The sequence below is a fragment of the Streptomyces sp. NPDC054883 genome, assembly GCF_053610645.1.
This window is the reverse complement of sequence record NZ_JBSGYT010000017.1, coordinates 111,372-129,172: the sequence shown is the minus strand read 5'-3', so window position 1 is coordinate 129,172 and position 17,801 is coordinate 111,372. Positions and strand designations below refer to the sequence as shown.

The window sequence follows — 17,801 nt, the reverse complement described above, 5'->3', positions numbered from 1 at the left end:
GCACCGGGCTCCGCCCGGACGCCGCGTCCCGAACGCCGGCGGGGCCGGGTCGCGCCCGGCGAGGGCGCGGGCTCCGCCGGACCGGTGCGGGGAGGCGGGGCCTGTGCCGGGGCGCCGCCCGTAGTCGGTCCGGCGGGGCTCAGCCCACCGCCTGGGCCGCGGCGCGGCCCGCCGCGCGGGCCGAGAAGACGCAGCCGCCGAGGAACGTGCCCTCCAGGGCGCGGTAGCCGTGTACGCCGCCGCCGCCGAAGCCGGCCGCCTCGCCGGCCGCGTACACGCCCGGGAGCGGCTCGCCGCCACCGGTCAGCACCCGGGACGAGAGGTCCGTCTCCAGGCCGCCGAGGGACTTGCGGGTCAGGACGGACAGCCGGACGGCGATCAGCGGGCCGGCCTTCGGGTCGAGGATCCGGTGCGGCGCGGCGGTCCGGATCAGCCGGTCCCCCAGGTACTTGCGCGCTCCGTGGATCGCGGTCACCTGGGCGTCCTTGGAGAACGGGTTCGCCATCTCCCGGTCCCGCGCCACGACCGCCGCGCGGACGGTCGCCTCGTCGAGCAGGTTCTCCTTGGTGACGGCGTTCATGCCGCGCACGAGCGAGGCGAGGTCCCGTTCGACGACGAAGTCCGCACCGCGGTCCATGAAGGCCTTGACCGGCCCCGGTACGGCCTGGCGGGCGCGGTCGATGACGTCACGGACCGACTTGCCCGTCAGGTCCGGGTTCTGCTCCGAGCCGGAGAGGCCGAACTCCTTGCCGATGATGCGCTGGTTGAGTACGAACCAGGTGTGGTCGTGGCCGGTCTTCATGATGTGGTCGAGGGTGCCGAGCGTGTCGAAGCCCGGGAAGAGCGGTACGGGCAGCCGCTTGCCGGTGGCGTCGAGCCAGAGCGAGGACGGCCCGGGCAGGATGCGGATGCCGTGCCGGGCCCAGATCGGGTTCCAGTTCTCGATGCCCTCGGTGTAGTGCCACATCCGGTCCTTGTTGATGTGGCTGGCCCCGGCTTCCTCGGCGATGCCGAGCATGAGGCCGTCGACGTGGGCCGGGACCCCGGAGAGCATCCGCTCGGGAGGGGTCCCGAGCCGGGCCGGCCACTGGGCGCGGACGAGGTCGTGGTTGCCGCCGATGCCGCCGCTGGTGACGATCACCGCCTGGGCCCGCAGCGAGAAGGTGCCGGTGCGCCCGCGGCCGCTCGCGGAGCCCCGTACGGCGTCGGAGGGTTCCAGGACCTCGCCGCTGACGGTGTCCACCGCGCCGGCCGTGCGGGAGAGGCCGGTGACGCGGTGGCGGAACCGCAGCTCGACCAGGCCGCGGGCGACCCCGGCGCGGACCCGGCGTTCGAAGGGGACCAGCAGCCCGGGGCCGGTGCCCCAGGTGATGTGGAAGCGGGGGACGGAGTTGCCGTGGCCGCCGGCGTCGTAGCCGCCGCGTTCGGCCCAGCCGACGACGGGGAAGAAGCGGACCCCCTGGGCGTGCAGCCAGGGCCGTTTCTCCCCGCCCGCGAAGTCGACGTAGGCCTCGGCCCAGCGGCGCGGCCAGGCGTCCTCATCCCGGTCGAACCCGGCGGTGCCGAGCCAGTCCTGGAGGGCGAGGTCGTGGCTGTCCTTGATCCGCATCCGGCGCTGTTCGGGCGAGTCGACGAAGAACAGGCCGCCGAAGGACCAGTGCGCCTGCCCGCCGATCGACTGCTCGGGCTCCTGGTCGAGCAGGATGACCTTGCGGCCCGCGTCGACGAGCTCGGCGGTGGCCACGAGACCCGCGAGCCCGGCTCCGATCACGATCACGTCTGCGTCGTACGTCATGCGCTGCCCGTCCTCGGTCGGCTGGTGGGGCAGATCCTTTGCTACGGACCGGTAACCCGTCAACAGGGGTGTTGGATGAATCGCGTGAGCGCTGCAGACGAGGTACTGGACGTGGTGGACCGCGAGGACCGGGTGACGGGACGGGCGCCGCGCGGGGAGGTGTACGCGCGCGGCCTGCTCCACCGGTGCGCGTTCGTGCGCGCCCGGGACGCGACGGGGCGCATCTTCGTGCACCGCAGGACCGCCTCCAAGCTGGTGTTCCCCTCGCACTACGACATGTTCGTGGGCGGGGTGCTGGGCGCCGGGGAGGACTACGCGCGGGCGGCCCTGCGGGAGGCGGAGGAGGAGCTGGGGGTGCGGGGGCTGGAGCAGCCGCGGCCGCTGTTCAAGTTCCTCTACGAGGGGCCGGGCGGCTCCTGGTGGTCGTACGTGCACGAGGTGCGGTGCGAGCTGCCGGTGCGTCCGCAGGAGTCGGAGGTGGCCTGGCACGCGTGGCTCACCGAGGAGGAACTGGCGGAGCGGGTGGCGCAGGGCGCCTGGGCGTGGGTGCCGGACGGGATGGAGGCGTACCGGCGGCTGCGCGCGCACGAGGGGCGGCGCCAGTAGATTGACCGGGTGATCGACTTGGTCAAGGACGTGCGCCTCTGGTTCGCCCCCCAGCGGTTGAAGGACGAGGGCGAGACCCCGGACTACCGGTTCTCGCTGGCCAACGAGCGGACCTTCCTGGCCTGGATCCGGACCGCGCTGGCGCTGGTGGGCGGCGGGTTCGCGGTGGACCAGTTCCTGCCGGACCTGCGCTGGGGGGTGCGGGTCGGGATGTCCTTGGCGCTGCTGGCGGTGGGGGCGGCCTGTGCGCTGCGGGCGGTGAACCACTGGATGCGGTGCGAGCGGGCGATGCGGCGGGGCGCGGACCTGCCGGTGTCCCGGTTCCCGGTGGTGATGGGCCTGGGGGTGGGACTGGTCGCGGGGGCGATGGTGGTGGTCGTCCTGCTGGGCCTGACGAACGGGCGGTGACGGCGGTGCCGGGGCCGGGGCCGGACGAGGGGCGTGACGCGGGGCTCCAGCCGGAGCGGACCCGGCTGGCGTGGCGGCGTACGACGCTGGCCTGTTCGGTGGCGGCGGTCCTGGCGCTGCGCCAGGCGTTGCGCGGGCCGGGTGCACTGCCGCAGGCGGGCGGGGCGGCGGTGATCGGGCTGCTCTGGCTGGCGTTCCTGGGGGTGGCGCACCGGCGGATCCGGGAGCTGGAGGCCTACCGTCCGCCGGTGCTGGCGCCGCGGGTGGCGCTGGGGGCGGTGCTGTGCACGGTGGCGCTGGCGGCCTTCGCCATGACGGTGGTCTTCTGATCCGACTGCCGGATGATCCGCCTTGTCCGCGCCGTCCGGGACGTAGCGGACATAACGGGATGATGCGTACTAGCCTCGGCGGCATGACGACCCTCCACCAGGAACACCCCCTGCACGAGCACGCGCACGGCCCCGGCTGCGGCCACCCGCAGGTGGCGCACGGCGACCACGTCGACTACGCGCACGACGGCCACCTGCACCGGGAACACTCGGGGCACTGGGACGAGTGCGAGACCCAGGGACATACGGCGCACGAGGACCACGGGCACGAGCACGGCCCCGCGTGCGGGCACGAGAGCGTGCCCCACGGCGACCACGTCGACTACCTGCACGACGGGCACCGGCACGCCGAGCACGAGGGCCACTACGACGACCACTGACCGTCCCCCCGGCGGGTAGACCCCGCCCTCCCCGGACGTCGCGGCGGCTGGCAGGATGCCGACTGCCTGTCAAGCGACCCGGGGAGAGCGCGAATGACCGTCGCCGAGCCGTACCTCGTCCAGCCCGCAGCCGGGGTGTACGCCTACGTCCAGCCGGAGGGCGGCTGGTGTTTGAACAACGCCGGGTTCGTCAGCGACGGCGGCCGGACGCTGCTCGTCGACACCGCCGCCACCGAGCGCCGGGCGCTGGCCCTGCGGGACGCGGTCGTGGCGGCCGGCGTGCCGCTGCCCCGGACCGTGGTGAACACCCACCACCACGGCGACCACACCTACGGCAACGGCGTGTTCGCGCCCGAGGCGCTGGTCCTGGGCCATGACAACGCGCGCTCCGAGCAACTCGCCGCCGGGCACCAGCTGGAGACGATCTGGCCCGCGACCGACTTCGGCGCCATAGAGATCACCGCCCCCACCCTCACCTACAGCGACCGGATGACCCTGCACGTCGGGGAGACCGAGGTCCAGGTCATCCACCCGGGCGTCGCGCACACCACCGGGGACTCCGTCGTCTGGCTGCCCCGGCAGCGGGTCGTCTTCACCGGGGACCTGGTCTTCGCCGAGGGCACCCCGTTCCTCGCGATGGGCTCGCTGGCGGGGTCCCTGCGGGCGCTGGAGCTGCTGTGCTCGCTCGGCGCGGAGACCGTCGTACCGGGCCACGGGCCGCTGACCGACGCGTCGGCGTACGACGCCACCGAGCGGTACCTGCGCCACGTCGCCGAACTCGCCCGGGACGGCCGGTCGCAGGGGCTGACCCCGCTGGAGGTCGCGCGCGGGGCCGACCTGGGCGAGTTCGCGGCCTGGCGGGAGAGCGAGCGGCTGGTGGCGAACCTGCACCGGGCGTACGCGGAGCTGGCCGGGGAACCCGAGGGCGCGCCGCTGGACATCCTGGCCGTGCTCAAGGACATGACCGTGATGAACGGCGGGACGCCGATACTCTGCCACGCCTGACGCGCGCGGAGGGCCGGGGCGGGGGCCTGCGTCCCGGCATTTCCCGGCCCGGGGCACTGGACGGCATACCGACTGGTCGGCATGATGGCTCTCGTCCGTCCCAGCGTCGTCCACTCCGCACGGAGGTGCGCCCCATGACCTCAGCACCAGCCTCGCCGCCGGCCGGCCCACGGGGCCTCGACCTCGGCCGGCTGCGCGGCCACCTCGACGCGGCGCGGCCCGGGCTCGTGGCCGGGGAGCTGAGCGGCCGGCTGATCGAAGGCGGCCGGTCGAACCTCACGTACGTGATCACGGACGGGTCCGCCCGCTGGGTGGTGCGGCGCCCGCCGCTGGGTCACGTACTGGCCACCGCGCACGACATGCGGCGTGAACACCGGGTGATCCGCGCCCTCCACGGAACGGCCGTGCCGGTGCCCGAGCCGGTGCTGCTGTGCGAGGACGACTCGGTGCTGGGAGCGCCGTTCTACGTCATGGAGTACGTGGACGGGGTCCCGTACCGGACGGCCGGCCAGCTCGCCGCCCTCGGCCCCGAGCGCACCCGCCGGGCCGTACTGGGCCTGGTGGACACCCTGGTCGACCTGCACGCGGTCGACCCGCAGGCCGTGGGCCTGGGCGACTTCGGGCGCCCCGAGGGCTTCCTCGACCGGCAGCTGCGCCGCTGGGGCAAGCAGCTCGCCGCCTCCCGGGGCCGGGAGCTCGCCGGTATCGACGAGCTGCACGGCGCACTCGGCCGGGCCCTGCCCGGCTCCCCCGCCGCCACCGTGGTGCACGGGGACTTCCGGCTCGACAACGTACTGATCGGCGGCCCGGACGACACCATCCGGGCGGTGCTGGACTGGGAAATGTCCACGCTCGGCGATCCGCTGACCGACCTCGGGCTGCTCGCCATGTACAGCGCCGACCTGGGCCTGGCCGACTCCCCCGTCAGCACGACGAGCGGCGCGCCGGGCCACCCCTCGCCCGCCGAGCTGATCGAGCGCTACGCCGCCCGCTCGGGCCGGGACACCGGGGCGATCGCCTGGTACACGGCGTTCGCGTGGTTCAAGCTCGCGGTGATCCTCGAAGGCATCCACTACCGCTTCACGCTCGGTCAGACCGTCGGCGCTGGCTTCGACCGGATCGGCGAGCTGGTCCCGGTCTTCATCGAACACGGTCTGCACACCCTCCAGGAAGGCTGAGGCATCCGCATGGACTTCGCATTCGACGCCCGTACCCAGGAACTCCGCGAACGGCTCTCCGCGTTCATGGAGGAGTACGTCTACCCGGCGGAACCCGTCGCCGCCGAGCAGCGCGCGCGGCTGGCCTCGCCCTGGGACACCCCGGCCGTCTTCGGCGAACTGAAGGCCGAGGCGCGCCGTCAGGGCCTGTGGAACCTGTTCTACGTGAACCAGGACGGCTCGTCGGGCGCGGAGTACGGCGCCGGGCTGACCAACCTCCAGTACGCGCCGCTCGCGGAGATCACCGGCCGCAGCCCGCACCTTGCCCCGATGGCGACCAACTGCGCCGCCCCGGACACCGGGAACATGGAACTGCTCGCGCAGTTCGCGAGCGAGGAGCAGCGCAAGCAGTGGCTGGAGCCGCTGCTGGCCGGGGAGATCCGGTCGGCCTTCGCGATGACGGAGCCCGAGGTGGCCTCCTCGGACGCGACGAACGTCGAGACCCGCATCGAGCGTTCCGCGCAGGGCGACGAGTACGTCGTCACCGGCCGCAAGTGGTACATCTCGGGCGCCATGAACCCGGACTGCAAGGTCTTCATCGTCATGGGCAAGACCGACCCGGACGGCACGGACCCGCGCCGCCAGCAGTCGATGATCCTGGTGCCGCGGGACACGCCGGGCGTGGAGGTCCGGCGGGCGATGCGGGTGTACGGGTACGAGGACCACGACCACGGCGGTCACGCCGAGGTGGTCTTCGACGGGGCCCGCGTCCCGGCGGCGAACCTGATCGGCGAGGAGGGGTCCGGCTTCGCGATCGCCCAGGCGCGGCTCGGCCCGGGCCGGATCCACCACTGCATGCGGCTGATCGGCATGGCGGAGCGGGCGATCGAGCTGATGTGCCGGCGGGCGGTCGGCCGCAGCGCCTTCGGCAAGGAGCTGGCCGCGCAGGGCGTGGTGCAGAACTGGATCGCGGACGCCCGGGTCACCGTCGAGCAGTTGCGCCTGCTGGTGCTCAAGACCGCCTGGCTGATGGATACGGTCGGCAACCGCGGGGCGCACACCGAGATCCAGGCCATCAAGATCGCGACGCCGCGCGCGGTGGTGCGCATCCTGGACGACGCGGTGCAGCTGCACGGCGCGGGCGGGGTGAGCCAGGACTTCCCGCTGGCCGAACTGTGGGCGGCGGCGCGCACCCTGCGGCTGGCGGACGGCCCGGACGAGGTGCACCAGCGCTCGCTGGCGCACCGGGAGCTGAAGCGGTACCGCTGAGCGCGGGCGGTACCGCCGGATCCCCGTGCACCCGACGGCTCAGGGGCGCAGGGCGCGCAGCAGCAGGTCGGCGAGGTGGTCGGCGACCTGCTGCGGCGTGAGCGGGCCGTCGGCGCGGTACCAGGTGGACAGGTGGTGCACCGACCCGAAGTGGTAGTCCACCACCAGATCGGCGGGAGTGGCGCCGGAGAACACGCCCGTGCGCTGGCCCTCTTCGACCAGCGCACGGAAGCGCTCGTGGTAGCGCCGGCGCTCGGCGCGCACCTGCCCCAGTTTCTCCGGGCTGAGCTGGTGCATCGACCGGAAGAAGATCGCCGCGTCGTCGAGGTTCTCGATGGTGGTGACGACGACGTCGGCGGCCGCGGCGCGCAGCCGCTCCTCCACCGGTGCGTCGGAGTCGGCCACCGCGTCCAGTCGCTGCTGCTGGAGCCGCAGCATGCGGGCGTACACCTCGTGCAGCAGGTCTTCCTTGGAGCCGAAGTAGTGGTAGAGCGCGCCCTTGGTGACCCCGGCCGCCTCGACGATCTCCTGGACGGAGGTACGGTCGTAGCCGCGCTCGGCGAACAGCCGGGTGGCGACGGCGAGCAGCCGCTGCGGCACCGGGGTCTCCCGGGCGGCGCCCTCCGGCTCCGTGGTGGTTCTGGCGGCCATGGCGCTCGCCTTCCTCTCTGTTCCCTCGCCTGTCAGGGCGTTGTACGACCGTCCGACTGTTTTCAGCCGCGCTCGCGCAGTTCCCGTCGCAGGATCTTGCCACTGGTCGTCTTCGGAAGGACAGGCAGGATCTCCACCTGGCGCGGGTACTTGTACGCCGCGATGCGTTCGGCGCAGTACGCGGCCAGTTCCCCGGGCTCGGCCGAGGTGCCGGGGCGCAGGCTGACGTACGCCTTCACGCTCTCCCCGCGGTAGGGGTCGGGGACGCCGACCACGGCCGCCTCGCGTACGGCCGGGTGGGTGTAGAGCACGTCCTCCACCTCGCGCGGCCAGACCTTGAAGCCGGAGGCGTTGATCATGTCCTTCTTGCGGTCGACGACGTAGAGCCAGCCGTCGCGGTCCATGAAGCCCACGTCCCCGGTGCGCAGTTCGCCGTCAGGGAACGTCTCGGCGCTCTCGTCGGGCAGGCCCCAGTAGCCCGGTACGACCTGGGGGCCGCGGACGGCTATCTCGCCGGCCTCGCCGAAGGGGACTTCGGCCCCGTGCTCGTCGAGGATGCGTACGAGAGTGTCGGCGCCCGGCAGGCCGACCGACAGGGTGCCCGAGCGGGGGTCTACGGGGGCTTCCAGGTGGGGCGGTACGGAGGCGCAGGGAGCGGTGCACTCGGTGAGCCCGTAGCCGTTGCGCAGGTAGAAGCCGAAGTCGGCGCGCAGGCGTTCGACGAGGGCGGGCGGCAGCGGTGCGCCGCCGGAGGAGATCACCCGGAAGGAGGCGAAGTGGTCCGGGGTGGCGGCGGGGTGGGCGGCGAGCGCCATGAAGGCGGTGGCCGGGCCGACGGTGTAGGCGGGGCGGTGTTCGAGGAAGGCGTCGAGGACGGCGCCCGCATTGAAGCGGTGGGCCAGCGCGAGGGTGCCGGCGTTGGCGATGCAGGCTGCGAGCTCGCAGACGATGCCGGTGATGTGGAAGAGCGGGGCGAGCGCGAAGTAGACGGCGCCTTCGGGGACGGGGTGGCCGGTGACCTGGCGGGTGGCGTTGTGGCTGAGGGCGCCGTGCGGGTTCATGGCGCCCTTGGGCCTGCCGGAGGTGCCGGAGGTGTAGCTGATGAGGGCCGTGTCGGTGGCGGTGGGGCCGGGGCCGGCCGGGGCGGGACGGCCCTGCCGGGCGACGGTGGTGAGGTCGGCGGCCTCGTGCCCCGGTCCGGCCGGGGCGGGCCCGTGCGGGCGGCCCTGGCGCGGGACGGCCGGCAGGGCGGCCGCGGCCGCCTGCGGCTCCCGGCCGGGCCCGAGGACCCGTACGTCGTCGCGGGTCTGGAAGTCGGTGTCGTGGGCGGTCAGGACGGTGTGCACGGCGCTGTCCCGGGCGGCCTCGCGCAGGTACGCCGGCCAGGCCCGGGCGTCGCAGACCAGAGCGGTGGCCCCGGAGTCGCGCAGGATGTGGCCGGCCTCCCCCGATTTGTACATGGGGTTGAGGGGCACGACGACGGCCCCGGCCTTCCAGGCCGCCAGCACGGCGAGCACGAAGTGCGGGGTGTTCTGGAGCATGACCGCGACCCGGTCGCCCCGGCGGACGCCCCGCGCGGCCAGGTGTCCGGCCACGGAGTCGGACAGCGCGTCGGTCTCGGCGTAGCTGAGCCGGCCGTCGAAGTAGGCGAGCGCCGGGCGGCCGGGGGCGCGGGCGACGGCCGCGCGGAAGGCGTGCAGGACGCTGGGCGGGGGCGCGACGGGGGCCCGCTGGGCGGCGGTGAGGCGGCCCAGCCAGGGCCGGTCGGCATAGCGGGGGGTCGCGGTCACCGTGCCTCCCACTTCTGCTGGAGGTGGTTCATGCCGGACAGCCAGCGGTCGGGCTCGGTGGCGCGGGCCGCGTAGTAGTCGGCCACCTCCGGGTGCGGGAGGATCAAGAACCGGCCCTTCTCCATGCCGTCGAACAGGGCGTTCGCGACCGCTTCCGGCTCGATCGCGGTCGGCGCCAGGACGAGCTCGCCCGCCGTTCCCGCGGCGGTCAGCATGTCCGTGCGCACGCCTTGCGGGCAGATCGCGTGCACCTGGACGCCCCGGTGGCGGTAGGTCAGCGAGAGCCATTCGGCGAAGGCGAGGGCGCCGTGCTTGGTGACACTGTACGGGGCCGCCCCGATCATGGTGAGCAGCCCGGCGGCGGAGACGGTGGAGACGAAGCGGCCGCTCCCGCGCTCCAGCCAGTGCGGCAGCAGGGCGCGGGCGGCGCGCACGTGCGCCATGACGTTGACGTCCCAGGCGGCCTCCCAGACGCCCTCGTCGGCGAAGGCGTCGCCGCCGGAGGCGAGTCCGGCGTTGGCGCAGTAGACGTCGACGGTTCCGCCGAGGGCTTCGCGGGCCCGGTCCACGACGGCCGAGGCGTCGCCGGGGACCGCGATCGCCCGGGCGCCGATCCCGCCCGCCACGGCGGCGGCCTTCGCCGGGTCGAGGTCGTTGACGACGACGGTGGCCCCCTCGGCGGCGAAGCGGTGGGCGAGGGCCGCCCCGATTCCGCCGCCCGCGCCGGTGACGACGACTCGCTGGTCCTGGTACGCGTTCACGGGGATGCCTTTCGACGCTGCCGGGTATCGCTGATCCGGGCAGACTAACCAGTCGGTATGTCGGATCGGAAGGGGGCGGGCGGCTAGCGTGCGCGGATGACGCTGTCACGACGCGGAGTGCTGGGACTGGCGGGGGCCGTGGGCGCGGCGGGGGCCGTGGGCGGCCCGGCGGACGCCGCCGCCGCGCGGGGGCGGGTGCGTACCGGGTTCGAGCGGCTCGCCGCGGACGGGTACGGGATGCTCAGCGGCCGGCGGATCGGGGTCGTCACCAACCAGACGGGCCTGACCGCGGACGCCCGCCACCTGGTCGACGTCCTGCACGCCGACGAACGGGTCGGGCTGACCGCGGTGTTCGGGCCCGAGCACGGTTTCCGCGGCACGGCGCAGGCGGGCGGATCCGAGGGCTCCACCCGGGACCCGGCCACCGGACTGCCCGTCTACGACACGTACGGCAAGAGCGGGCAGGCACTCGCGGACGTCTTCACTGCGGCGGCGATCGACACGGTCGTCTTCGACGTCCAGGACGTGGGCGCGCGGTTCTACACCTACATCTGGACCCTGTACGACTGCATGCGCGCCGCAGCGCTGGCCGGCAAGGCGGTCGTCGTCCTGGACCGGCCCAACCCGATCGGCGGGCTGCGCGCGGCCGGCCCGGTCCTCCAGCGGCCGTACGCCAGCGGTGTGGGGCGCGAGCCGATCTCGCTCGCGCACGGCATGACGGTGGCCGAACTGGCGCTGCTGTTCCGTGGGGAGTTCCCGGCCGAGCGCCCGCTCGAGCTGAGCACCGTACGGATGTCGGGGTGGCGCCGGGAGTCCTTCTACGGGGAGACGGGGCTGCCCTGGGTGCCCCCGAGCCCGAACGTGCCGACCCCGGACACCGCGCTCGTCTACCCGGGCACCTGCCTGTTCGAGGGGACCAGCCTGTCCGAGGGCCGGGGTACGACGACGCCCTTCGAGGTGGTGGGCGCGGAGGGCATCGACCGGCGGTGGGCGGAGGCGGCGAACGCGCTGGACCTGCCCGGGGTGTGGTTCCGCGAGGCCTATTTCACGCCGGTCTTCTCCAAGCACGCCGGGAAGGTGTGCGGCGGGGTCCGGCTGCTCGTGCACGACCGTGCGGCCTTCGACCCGGTGCGGGCGGGGATCGGCCTGCTGGTGACCGCGCGCCGGACGTGGAGCGGGTTCGCCTGGCGGCCCGACCACTGGATCGACCGGCTGACCGGCTCCGACCGCGTGCGCACGCTGGTGGACGCCGGAGCCGGGGTGGAGGAGATCGCCGGTGACTGGGCGGCCGGACTGGCCCGGTTCGCGGCGGTCCGGGAGGGGTACCTGCTGTACCGGTGAGGCGGAACCGATCCGGGTCGTCGCGGGGCTGGCCGGGCGGGCCCGGTCGCAGGATGCTGGACGCGACGGTGGCAGGACCCGGAGGGGGCGTCATGTCGGGTGGGTCGGCGTGGGGAACGGGCGTCGGAGTGGCTCCGTACGCGGAGCTGGTCTTCGACGCCGACGGCGATCCGGCCCCGGGGACCGGGACCGCGCTCGACGGGATGGAGGTCACCGACCTGCTGGTCTTCGCGCACGGCTGGAACAGCGAACCGGACACCTCGACCCTGCTCTACGACCGCTTCTTCGCACCGTTCCCGGAACTGGTGGGCCCTGCGGTCCGGCTGGGCTACGCGGGGGTCCTGTGGCCCTCCATCCGCTTCGCGGACGAGCCGATACCGGACTTCGAACCGCACGGCCCCACAGGCGCCCCCGCCGGGCCGGGGCCGGGGACGGCGCTGGACCCGGAGACCAGGCGGGCCCTCGGGCAGTTCTGGCCGGGGCGGGCGGCGGAGCTCGACCGGGTCGCCGAACTGCTGGCGCAGCGGCCGGAGTCGGAGGCCGCGTTCGTGGAATTCGGAGCACTGGTGCGGGAACTGGCCGGGGTCGCCGCGGTGCCCACCGCCACCGGCGCCGACGTGCCGGCGATGTTCACCGAGGACGTCCTCGAGGTGTGCCGCTGCTTCACCGAGGCGCTGGCCGAGGCGGGCGGGGCGCCCGGCGGGGCGGAGCTCTCGATGGGCGGCGCCCTGCGCGCCCTGTGGAGCGGCGCCAAGGAGGTGCTGCGCCAGGCCACCTACTACGAGATGAAGAAGCGGGCCGGGGTGATCGGCGAGCGGGGGCTGGGGCCGGTCCTGGCCCGGCTGGCCGGGCGCAGGCCGGACCTGCGGATCCACCTGGTCGGGCACAGCTTCGGCGGCCGGGTGGTGTCCTTCGCCCTGCGGGCGGTGCCCGGCGGCGCCCGGTACGTGAAGTCCCTGACCCTACTCCAAGGGGCCTTCTCCCACTACGCCTTCACCGACCGCCTGCCGCACGACAAGAGCCGCGGCGGCACCCTGCACGGCCTCCAGCGCGCGGTGGACGGCCCGGTGGTCGCCTGCCACTCCCCCTACGACACCGCCCTCAAGGTGTTCTATCCGCTCGCCTCGCGGATGGCAGGGGATTCGGCCGGTGTGCTGGGTCTGGACGAACGGTGGGGCGCGCTCGGTCACGACGGCGTGCAGGCGGTGCCGGGCGCCCCCCGGCTCACGCTGGCCGCGGCCCTGCGCGACGGGCTGCCGGCGACCGGTTGCGTCAGCGTGGACGCGGGCGCCGTGGTCCGCAGGGGCGGGGCACCGACGGGGGCGCACAGCGACATCTGCCACGAGGAACTGGCCCGGATCGTGGTGGCTGCGGGGCGCATGGGGCGCTGACTTCCGGCCATGTGCCACCCGCACGCCTCGACCGCCCCGCATGCGCCCACATCCCTCCGGGCATGTTGGGCACGTCGGGACGTAGGACGACGTTCACCTCGTACGGCGTCTCGACGTCGGTGTGGGCGTGGGCGCGGCGGAGGTGAAGGTGTCATGGCGGGATTCCGGAGTCTGGCCTACCAGGTGCGCGATGGGCGCAACGACCGGGCGTTGCGGCGCCATTCGCTGCGCCGCTGTCTGGAGCGGTTCGCCCCGTACGGGCACCGCGCGACCTGGTGGCACCTGTGCGACCGGCACGGGATCGCCCCCGAGGACCGGGCGGCAGATCCGCGGCGGCTGGTCGCGGCGCTGGAGGAACTGGAGGAGGCGCGGGCGGTCTGGCTGGAGTACGAGCGCCAGTTCGCGGAGCGCAGAAGGCGCGAGAAGCACCACGGGCTGCGTCGGCCGGAGTGGGCCTGGGGCGGCAGCGGGGACGCGGTGGTGCGGTGCGCCGACCCGGGGGTGCGGCCGGACGGGACGCTGGGCGAGGTGCTGCGGCGGCTGGTGAAGGCGCTGGAGTCGGAGCCGGGGACGTCGTGCCCGGTGTGCGGGGAGCAGGAGCTGCGCTGGCCGCCGGTGGGTGCGGGGCACGGGGCGTGGGCCGGGGCGTGGGCGTGGGACGGGCCGGTGTGCGGGGGCTGCGGGATCGTGGTGCCCAGACCGGCGTTGGCGGACGCGTTGACGTATCCGGCGTCGGCGGCGTGAGCGGTACGGCGGCCGGAGCGGGAGGTGTGGGCGGGCCGGGGGCGTGGATCCAGGTCGCGCTGAACGGCGCGCGCGGCGCGGCCGACGGGGCCGCCGTCCCGATGTCCCCGTCGGCTTTGGCGGAGTCGGCGGTGGCGGCGGTCGCCGCGGGGGCCCGGGAGGTACTGGTCCACCCGCGGACCCCGTGCGGGCGCGAGAGCCTCTCGCCCCGGGTGGTGGGGCCGGTACTTGAGGCGTTGCGGGGCGCGGGGGTCTCCGTACCGCTGGGCGTGCCGGTGAGCGTGGCGGCCGAGCCGGATCCGGCGGGTCGGCTCGGACGGGTGCGGTCCTGGGCGGTGCTGCCGGAGCGGGCGGTGGTGCAGTGGGCGGAGCCGGGGGCGCGGGAGTTGGCTTCGGCGCTGCTGGCGCGCGGGGTGGCGGTGGACGCGGTGGTCCCGCCGGGCGGGCCGGAAGCGTCGGCCGGGGCCTGGGCGGGCCTGGCGGGCTGGGCGGCGGCCCGGCGGGGGCGGGTGCGGCTGGTGGGCGAGCCGGCGCGGGCGGATCCGGCGCTGCCGGCGGAGCTGCGGCGGCTGCCGTGGGTGCTGTTCGGGCGGGAGGGCGCCGCGTGGCCGGCGCTGCGGCTGGCCGCGTGCTGGGGTGCGGGGGTACGCATCGGCGTGGGGAACGTACTGGTGCTGCCGGACGGGCGGCCGGCCCGCTCGAACGCCGAGCTGGTGGCGGCCGCCGTCCGGGAATGGGCGGGCGCCGCTACAACGACAGCCGGGAGCCGGTGAGGCGCTCGCCGAACACGTCGTCCGGGTTGGACAGCGCACAGGTCGTCAGCGACAGACAGCCGCAGCCGATGCAGTCGGAGAGGTTCTCGCGCAGCCGGGTCAGCTGCTTGATCCGCTCGTCGAGTTCGCTGCGCCAGGCCTCGGAGAGGGCCGCCCAGTCCTCACGGGTGGGCGTGCGTTCCTCGGGGAGCTTGGCCAGTGCCTCGCGGATGCTCGCGAGCGGGATGCCGACCCGCTGTGCGGCGCGTACGAAGGCCACCCGGCGCAGCGCGTCGCGCGTGTAGCGGCGTTGGTTGCCGGAGGTGCGGCGGCTGCTGATCAGGCCCTTGGCCTCGTAGAAGTGGAGCGCGGAGACGGCCGCGCCGCTGCGCGCGGACAGCTGGCCGACCGTGAGTTCGTGGACTTTCCCGGGAATCTGCGGCACTTGACCGAGGGTAGTCGGCGCGGCCGCGGAACGGCGGGGGAGGTCCGGGCGGGGAGAGCGGGCTGATGACCGGGGTCCGTTGACAGGGGCGGGCGGCCCCAGCATGCTGAGCAAGCGCTTATTAGCTTGATCAGCGAGAGGCAGGGGCAGGGCATGGTTGAACCGAGGATCTTCACGTCCGCCGAGGAACTGCGCGCCGGGATCGGTGCGCAGCTGGGCCCGAGCGGGTGGCTGGAGGTGGACCAGAAGCGGATCGACCTCTTCGCCGATGCCACGGGCGACCACCAGTGGATCCACGTGGACCCCGAGCGGGCGGCCTCCGGACCGTTCGGCTCCACCATCGCGCACGGCTATCTCACGCTGTCGCTGCTGCCGAGCCTGGTGCCGCAGGTCATGCGGGTCGAGGGGATGCGGATGGGCATCAACTACGGGACGAACAAGGTGCGCTTCCCGGCTCCGGTGCCGGTCGGGTCCCGGTTGCGCGCCACCGCCGTGATCACCGATGTGACGGAGACGGGCGGCGGGGTGCAGGTCACCGCGACCGTGACGGTCGAGCGGGAGGACGGCGAGAAGCCGGTGTGCGTGGCGGAGTCCGTGTCCCGGTACTACTTCTGAGGCTGGACACCGGGGCGGGACGCCGCGGGCGGTTCAGGGTTTCGCCGCCACCATGCGCAGCACGAGGCCGGCGTAGAGCGCGCCGACCTGGTCCGGCGTACGCTCTCCGGCGGCGTTGAACCAGCGGGCCACGTCGATGCACAGGGACAGCACGGCGAGGGTGGTGCCCGGAACGTCGGGGACGTCGAACTCCCCGGACCGCACGCCGTCGGCGAGGATCCGGCGGACGGCCGCGTCGCTCTGCCGGCGCAGCGCCACGATTTCGGAGCGGTGCTCCGGAGCGAGGGCATCGAGCTCGTACTGGACCACCCGCGCCGTGGTGTGGTGCGCGGCGTGCCACCGTACGAAGGACCGCACGGCCGCGTCGAGCCGCTCGGCGGCGGTTCCGGGGCGGTCGGCGGCCGTCTCCAGGATCTCCAGCGCCTTGTCGTGGCCGATCCGGCTGATCCGGTGGAGCAGCTCTTCCTTGGTCTTGTAGTGGATGTAGAGCGCCGCCGGGCTCATCCCGGCACGGGCCGCGATGTCCCGGGTGGTGGTGGCGTGGTAGCCGCGCGCCGCGAAGGTCTCGACGGCCGCGACCAGCAGCCGCCGGGCGGCGTCGGGGGTGACCTCCGACCACGGCTGGTAGCCGCCGGTCTCGGCCGCGCCGGCACTGTCCATCGCTCGCTCACCCTCTTCGGCTTGTAGGAACCAACACCTTACCGGAGGGTGAGCAAGCGCTTAGGCTGAACGCCGGGGCGCTCGGGGATCCGCCGAACCCAGTGATCTGCTCCGGGGATATGCTCCGCGGATCTGCTCCGGGGATCTACTTCGGGGAGAAAGGGTCGTACTCGGCCATGATCTTCTCCAGCCGGGCGTTGTCGACCCGGCTGACGATCTGCGTGACTTCCTGGCGGTCGCGGACGACCTTGGCGAGGGTGAAGGCCGAGGTGGTGAGGTAGAGGACCGCGATGCCGAGGAAGGCGCGCACCCAGCCGTCGGCGTCCATGCTGTAGAGGCCCAGCCCGACAGCGGCGAGGGCGATGGCGAAGGAGGCGACGGCCTGGCCGTAGTACGCCCCCGTGTTCTGCTGCTTGACCGGTGTCTCGTTCATGGGTCCAGCGTCGCGGCGGGGCGGCCGGCGGCGCATCCGCGCGCGTACTCACGTACGTACTCAGTCCGGCGCCCGGCGCCCACGGTGCCCGGCCCAGCAGGTCCCGCCTCCTCAGAAGGCCGAAACCCCCGTGCGGGCCCGGCCGATGAGGAGCTTCTGGATCTGGCTGGTGCCCTCGTACAGGGTCATGACGCGGGCGTCGCGCAGCAGCTTCCCGGCGGGGTACTCGTCGATGTAGCCGTAACCGCCGTGTACCTGGAGGGCATTGCCGGCGGCGCGCACGGCGGCCTCGGAGGCGAAGAGCTTGGCGGTCGAGGCCTCGGTGGCGAAGGGCTGCCCCCGGTCGATCAGGTCGGCGACCCGCCAGGTCAGCAGGCGGGCCGCGTCGACGTCGACGGAGATGTCGGCGATCAGTTCCTGGACCAGCTGGTGCTGGGCGATGGGCTTCCCGAACTGCTCGCGCTGGGCGGCGTACCCGACCGCGGCGTCGAGCGCCGCCTGGGCGATGCCCACGCAGCCGGCCGCGACCGACATCCGGCCCTTGGCCAGCGCCGACATGGCGACGGAGAATCCCTTGCCCTCGGGGCCGAGCATCGCGGAGGCGGGCACGCGGACGCCGTCGAGGGCGAGTTCGGCGGTGGCCTGGCCGCGCAGGCCGAGCTTGCCGTGTATCTCGCGGCGGGTCAGCCCGGGGCTGTCGGCCGGGACGAGGAAGGCCGAGACGCCGCGGTGGCCCGGCTGGTCGTTGGTGCGGGCGAAGAGGAGCACCACGTCGGCCCAGGTGCCGTTGGTGATGAACATCTTGCTGCCGCTGAGGACGTACGCGTCGCCCTCGCGCACGGCACGGGTGGTGAGGTTGCCCGCGTCCGAGCCGGTGCCGGGCTCCGTCAGGCCGAAGCAGCCGAGCGCCGCGCCGGAGCACAGCCGGGGCAGCCAGGCCTGCTGCTGCTCTTCGGTGCCCCAGGCCGCGATGGTCTTGGCGACGAGGCCCAGGGAGACGGAGACGATGCCGCGGACGGCGGAGTCCCCGCGGCCGAGCTCCTCGGTGACGAGTGCGTAGGCGAGGTGGTCGCCGCCGGAGCCGCCGTACTGTTCCGGGACGGTCAGGCCGAGGAAGCCGAGGTCCCCTAGCTTCTTGACGATGGACCGGTCGACGCTTTCGGCGCGGTCCCAGTCGGCGGCGTACGGAGCGATCTCGCGCTCGGTGAACTCGCGGGCGAGTCGGCGTACGGCGGCCTGCTCCTCGCTGAGCTCCATGTTCACCGGGGC

20 protein-coding genes are annotated in these 17,801 nt (G+C 74.0%); 12 read left to right on the top strand and 8 right to left on the bottom strand.

Annotation, left to right across the window (positions count from 1 at the left end; all coding sequences use genetic code 11):
• Positions 1-139: 139 nt before the first annotated feature.
• A complete protein-coding gene (locus tag ACWGH1_RS15740; protein WP_453408723.1) occupies positions 140-1,795 on the bottom strand; it encodes an FAD-binding dehydrogenase in 1,656 nt (551 codons plus the stop codon).
• 75 nt (positions 1,796-1,870) lie between these two features.
• On the opposite strand from ACWGH1_RS15740, the gene ACWGH1_RS15735 reads away from it, so the two are divergent.
• The 7 genes from ACWGH1_RS15735 (at position 1,871) to ACWGH1_RS15705 (ending at position 6,949) form a co-directional block, all read left to right on the top strand.
• Positions 1,871-2,401: an NUDIX hydrolase gene (locus tag ACWGH1_RS15735; RefSeq protein ID WP_453354078.1), complete on the top strand. Its 531-nt coding sequence runs from the start codon at positions 1,871-1,873 to the stop codon at positions 2,399-2,401.
• 9 nt (positions 2,402-2,410) lie between these two features.
• Positions 2,411-2,809: a YidH family protein gene (locus tag ACWGH1_RS15730; RefSeq protein ID WP_453354077.1), complete on the top strand. Its 399-nt coding sequence runs from the start codon at positions 2,411-2,413 to the stop codon at positions 2,807-2,809.
• 5 nt (positions 2,810-2,814) lie between these two features.
• The gene (locus ACWGH1_RS15725; RefSeq protein ID WP_453354080.1) at positions 2,815-3,138 is read left to right on the top strand and encodes a DUF202 domain-containing protein; all 324 of its coding nucleotides are present in this window, start codon (positions 2,815-2,817) and stop codon (positions 3,136-3,138) included.
• A gap of 83 nt (positions 3,139-3,221) precedes the next feature.
• Positions 3,222-3,518: a hypothetical protein gene (locus tag ACWGH1_RS15720; protein WP_453354076.1), complete on the top strand. Its 297-nt coding sequence runs from the start codon at positions 3,222-3,224 to the stop codon at positions 3,516-3,518.
• Positions 3,519-3,611: 93 nt separating this feature from the next.
• Positions 3,612-4,523: an MBL fold metallo-hydrolase gene (locus ACWGH1_RS15715; RefSeq protein WP_453354075.1), complete on the top strand. Its 912-nt coding sequence runs from the start codon at positions 3,612-3,614 to the stop codon at positions 4,521-4,523.
• Between the two features lie 134 nt (positions 4,524-4,657).
• On the top strand, positions 4,658-5,701 hold the full coding sequence (locus ACWGH1_RS15710) for a phosphotransferase family protein (RefSeq protein ID WP_453354074.1): 1,044 nt from the start codon (positions 4,658-4,660) through the stop codon (positions 5,699-5,701).
• A gap of 9 nt (positions 5,702-5,710) precedes the next feature.
• On the top strand, positions 5,711-6,949 hold the full coding sequence (locus ACWGH1_RS15705; RefSeq protein WP_453354073.1) for an acyl-CoA dehydrogenase family protein: 1,239 nt from the start codon (positions 5,711-5,713) through the stop codon (positions 6,947-6,949).
• 39 nt (positions 6,950-6,988) lie between these two features.
• Here the strand turns inward: ACWGH1_RS15705 and ACWGH1_RS15700 are convergent, their stop codons facing one another.
• The 3 genes from ACWGH1_RS15700 to ACWGH1_RS15690 all read right to left on the bottom strand — a co-directional run bounded on the left by ACWGH1_RS15700 (position 6,989) and on the right by ACWGH1_RS15690 (position 10,151).
• Positions 6,989-7,600 carry a TetR/AcrR family transcriptional regulator gene (locus ACWGH1_RS15700; RefSeq protein ID WP_453354072.1) on the bottom strand — a complete coding sequence of 204 codons (612 nt, stop codon included), beginning with the start codon at positions 7,598-7,600 and terminating at the stop codon, positions 6,989-6,991.
• A gap of 62 nt (positions 7,601-7,662) precedes the next feature.
• Positions 7,663-9,402: an AMP-binding protein gene (locus ACWGH1_RS15695; protein ID WP_453354071.1), complete on the bottom strand. Its 1,740-nt coding sequence runs from the start codon at positions 9,400-9,402 to the stop codon at positions 7,663-7,665.
• Entirely contained in the window at positions 9,387-10,151 is a 765-nt protein-coding gene (locus ACWGH1_RS15690) for an SDR family oxidoreductase (protein WP_453408722.1), read from the bottom strand. Before ACWGH1_RS15690 ends, ACWGH1_RS15695 begins: the two co-directional genes overlap by 16 nt.
• 96 nt (positions 10,152-10,247) lie before the next feature.
• On the opposite strand from ACWGH1_RS15690, the gene ACWGH1_RS15685 reads away from it, so the two are divergent.
• The 4 genes from ACWGH1_RS15685 to ACWGH1_RS15670 all read left to right on the top strand — a co-directional run bounded on the left by ACWGH1_RS15685 (position 10,248) and on the right by ACWGH1_RS15670 (position 14,400).
• Complete coding sequence (locus ACWGH1_RS15685) at positions 10,248-11,492, top strand: exo-beta-N-acetylmuramidase NamZ family protein (RefSeq protein ID WP_453354397.1); 1,245 nt, start codon at positions 10,248-10,250, stop codon at positions 11,490-11,492.
• A 92-nt stretch (positions 11,493-11,584) separates the two neighbouring features.
• The gene (locus ACWGH1_RS15680) at positions 11,585-12,883 is read left to right on the top strand and encodes a serine-threonine protein kinase (protein WP_453354398.1); all 1,299 of its coding nucleotides are present in this window, start codon (positions 11,585-11,587) and stop codon (positions 12,881-12,883) included.
• A gap of 153 nt (positions 12,884-13,036) precedes the next feature.
• The gene (locus ACWGH1_RS15675; RefSeq protein WP_453354399.1) at positions 13,037-13,627 is read left to right on the top strand and encodes a hypothetical protein; all 591 of its coding nucleotides are present in this window, start codon (positions 13,037-13,039) and stop codon (positions 13,625-13,627) included.
• Entirely contained in the window at positions 13,624-14,400 is a 777-nt protein-coding gene (locus ACWGH1_RS15670) for a 3-keto-5-aminohexanoate cleavage protein (RefSeq protein ID WP_453354400.1), read from the top strand. Before ACWGH1_RS15675 ends, ACWGH1_RS15670 begins: the two co-directional genes overlap by 4 nt.
• Here ACWGH1_RS15670 and soxR read toward each other — a convergent pair.
• The gene (soxR, locus tag ACWGH1_RS15665; RefSeq protein ID WP_453354401.1) at positions 14,375-14,824 is read right to left on the bottom strand and encodes a redox-sensitive transcriptional activator SoxR; all 450 of its coding nucleotides are present in this window, start codon (positions 14,822-14,824) and stop codon (positions 14,375-14,377) included. The two genes, ACWGH1_RS15670 and soxR, sit on opposite strands and share 26 nt — an antisense overlap.
• A gap of 153 nt (positions 14,825-14,977) precedes the next feature.
• Here soxR and ACWGH1_RS15660 point away from each other — a divergent pair, with 153 nt between their 5' ends.
• Positions 14,978-15,439, top strand: coding sequence for a MaoC family dehydratase (locus tag ACWGH1_RS15660; protein WP_453354402.1), 462 nt, complete (start codon positions 14,978-14,980; stop codon positions 15,437-15,439).
• A 33-nt stretch (positions 15,440-15,472) separates the two neighbouring features.
• Here the strand turns inward: ACWGH1_RS15660 and ACWGH1_RS15655 are convergent, their stop codons facing one another.
• The 3 genes from ACWGH1_RS15655 to ACWGH1_RS15645 all read right to left on the bottom strand — a co-directional run bounded on the left by ACWGH1_RS15655 (position 15,473) and on the right by ACWGH1_RS15645 (position 17,795).
• Positions 15,473-16,099: a TetR/AcrR family transcriptional regulator gene (locus tag ACWGH1_RS15655; RefSeq protein ID WP_453354403.1), complete on the bottom strand. Its 627-nt coding sequence runs from the start codon at positions 16,097-16,099 to the stop codon at positions 15,473-15,475.
• Positions 16,100-16,244: 145 nt separating this feature from the next.
• Positions 16,245-16,532: a YiaA/YiaB family inner membrane protein gene (locus ACWGH1_RS15650; RefSeq protein ID WP_453354404.1), complete on the bottom strand. Its 288-nt coding sequence runs from the start codon at positions 16,530-16,532 to the stop codon at positions 16,245-16,247.
• Between the two features lie 111 nt (positions 16,533-16,643).
• Positions 16,644-17,795 (bottom strand): acyl-CoA dehydrogenase family protein, encoded by a 1,152-nt coding sequence (locus tag ACWGH1_RS15645; protein ID WP_453354405.1) that lies wholly within the window; start codon positions 17,793-17,795, stop codon positions 16,644-16,646.
• Positions 17,796-17,801: the final 6 nt, after the last annotated feature.

What these genes read in the sequence shown, in the direction of transcription:
- ACWGH1_RS15740 (WP_453408723.1), bottom strand. Translation starts at nt 1,795, where the DNA reads ATGACGTACGACGCAGACGTGATCGTGATCGGAGCCGGGCTCGCGGGT.
- ACWGH1_RS15735 (WP_453354078.1), top strand. Translation starts at nt 1,871, where the DNA reads ATGAATCGCGTGAGCGCTGCAGACGAGGTACTGGACGTGGTGGACCGC.
- ACWGH1_RS15720 (WP_453354076.1), top strand. Translation starts at nt 3,222, where the DNA reads ATGACGACCCTCCACCAGGAACACCCCCTGCACGAGCACGCGCACGGC.
- ACWGH1_RS15715 (WP_453354075.1), top strand. Translation starts at nt 3,612, where the DNA reads ATGACCGTCGCCGAGCCGTACCTCGTCCAGCCCGCAGCCGGGGTGTAC.
- ACWGH1_RS15710 (WP_453354074.1), top strand. Translation starts at nt 4,658, where the DNA reads ATGACCTCAGCACCAGCCTCGCCGCCGGCCGGCCCACGGGGCCTCGAC.
- ACWGH1_RS15705 (WP_453354073.1), top strand. Translation starts at nt 5,711, where the DNA reads ATGGACTTCGCATTCGACGCCCGTACCCAGGAACTCCGCGAACGGCTC.
- ACWGH1_RS15700 (WP_453354072.1), bottom strand. Translation starts at nt 7,600, where the DNA reads ATGGCCGCCAGAACCACCACGGAGCCGGAGGGCGCCGCCCGGGAGACC.
- ACWGH1_RS15685 (WP_453354397.1), top strand. Translation starts at nt 10,248, where the DNA reads ATGACGCTGTCACGACGCGGAGTGCTGGGACTGGCGGGGGCCGTGGGC.
- ACWGH1_RS15680 (WP_453354398.1), top strand. Translation starts at nt 11,585, where the DNA reads ATGTCGGGTGGGTCGGCGTGGGGAACGGGCGTCGGAGTGGCTCCGTAC.
- ACWGH1_RS15675 (WP_453354399.1), top strand. Translation starts at nt 13,037, where the DNA reads ATGGCGGGATTCCGGAGTCTGGCCTACCAGGTGCGCGATGGGCGCAAC.
- ACWGH1_RS15660 (WP_453354402.1), top strand. Translation starts at nt 14,978, where the DNA reads ATGGTTGAACCGAGGATCTTCACGTCCGCCGAGGAACTGCGCGCCGGG.
- ACWGH1_RS15655 (WP_453354403.1), bottom strand. Translation starts at nt 16,099, where the DNA reads ATGGACAGTGCCGGCGCGGCCGAGACCGGCGGCTACCAGCCGTGGTCG.
- ACWGH1_RS15650 (WP_453354404.1), bottom strand. Translation starts at nt 16,532, where the DNA reads ATGAACGAGACACCGGTCAAGCAGCAGAACACGGGGGCGTACTACGGC.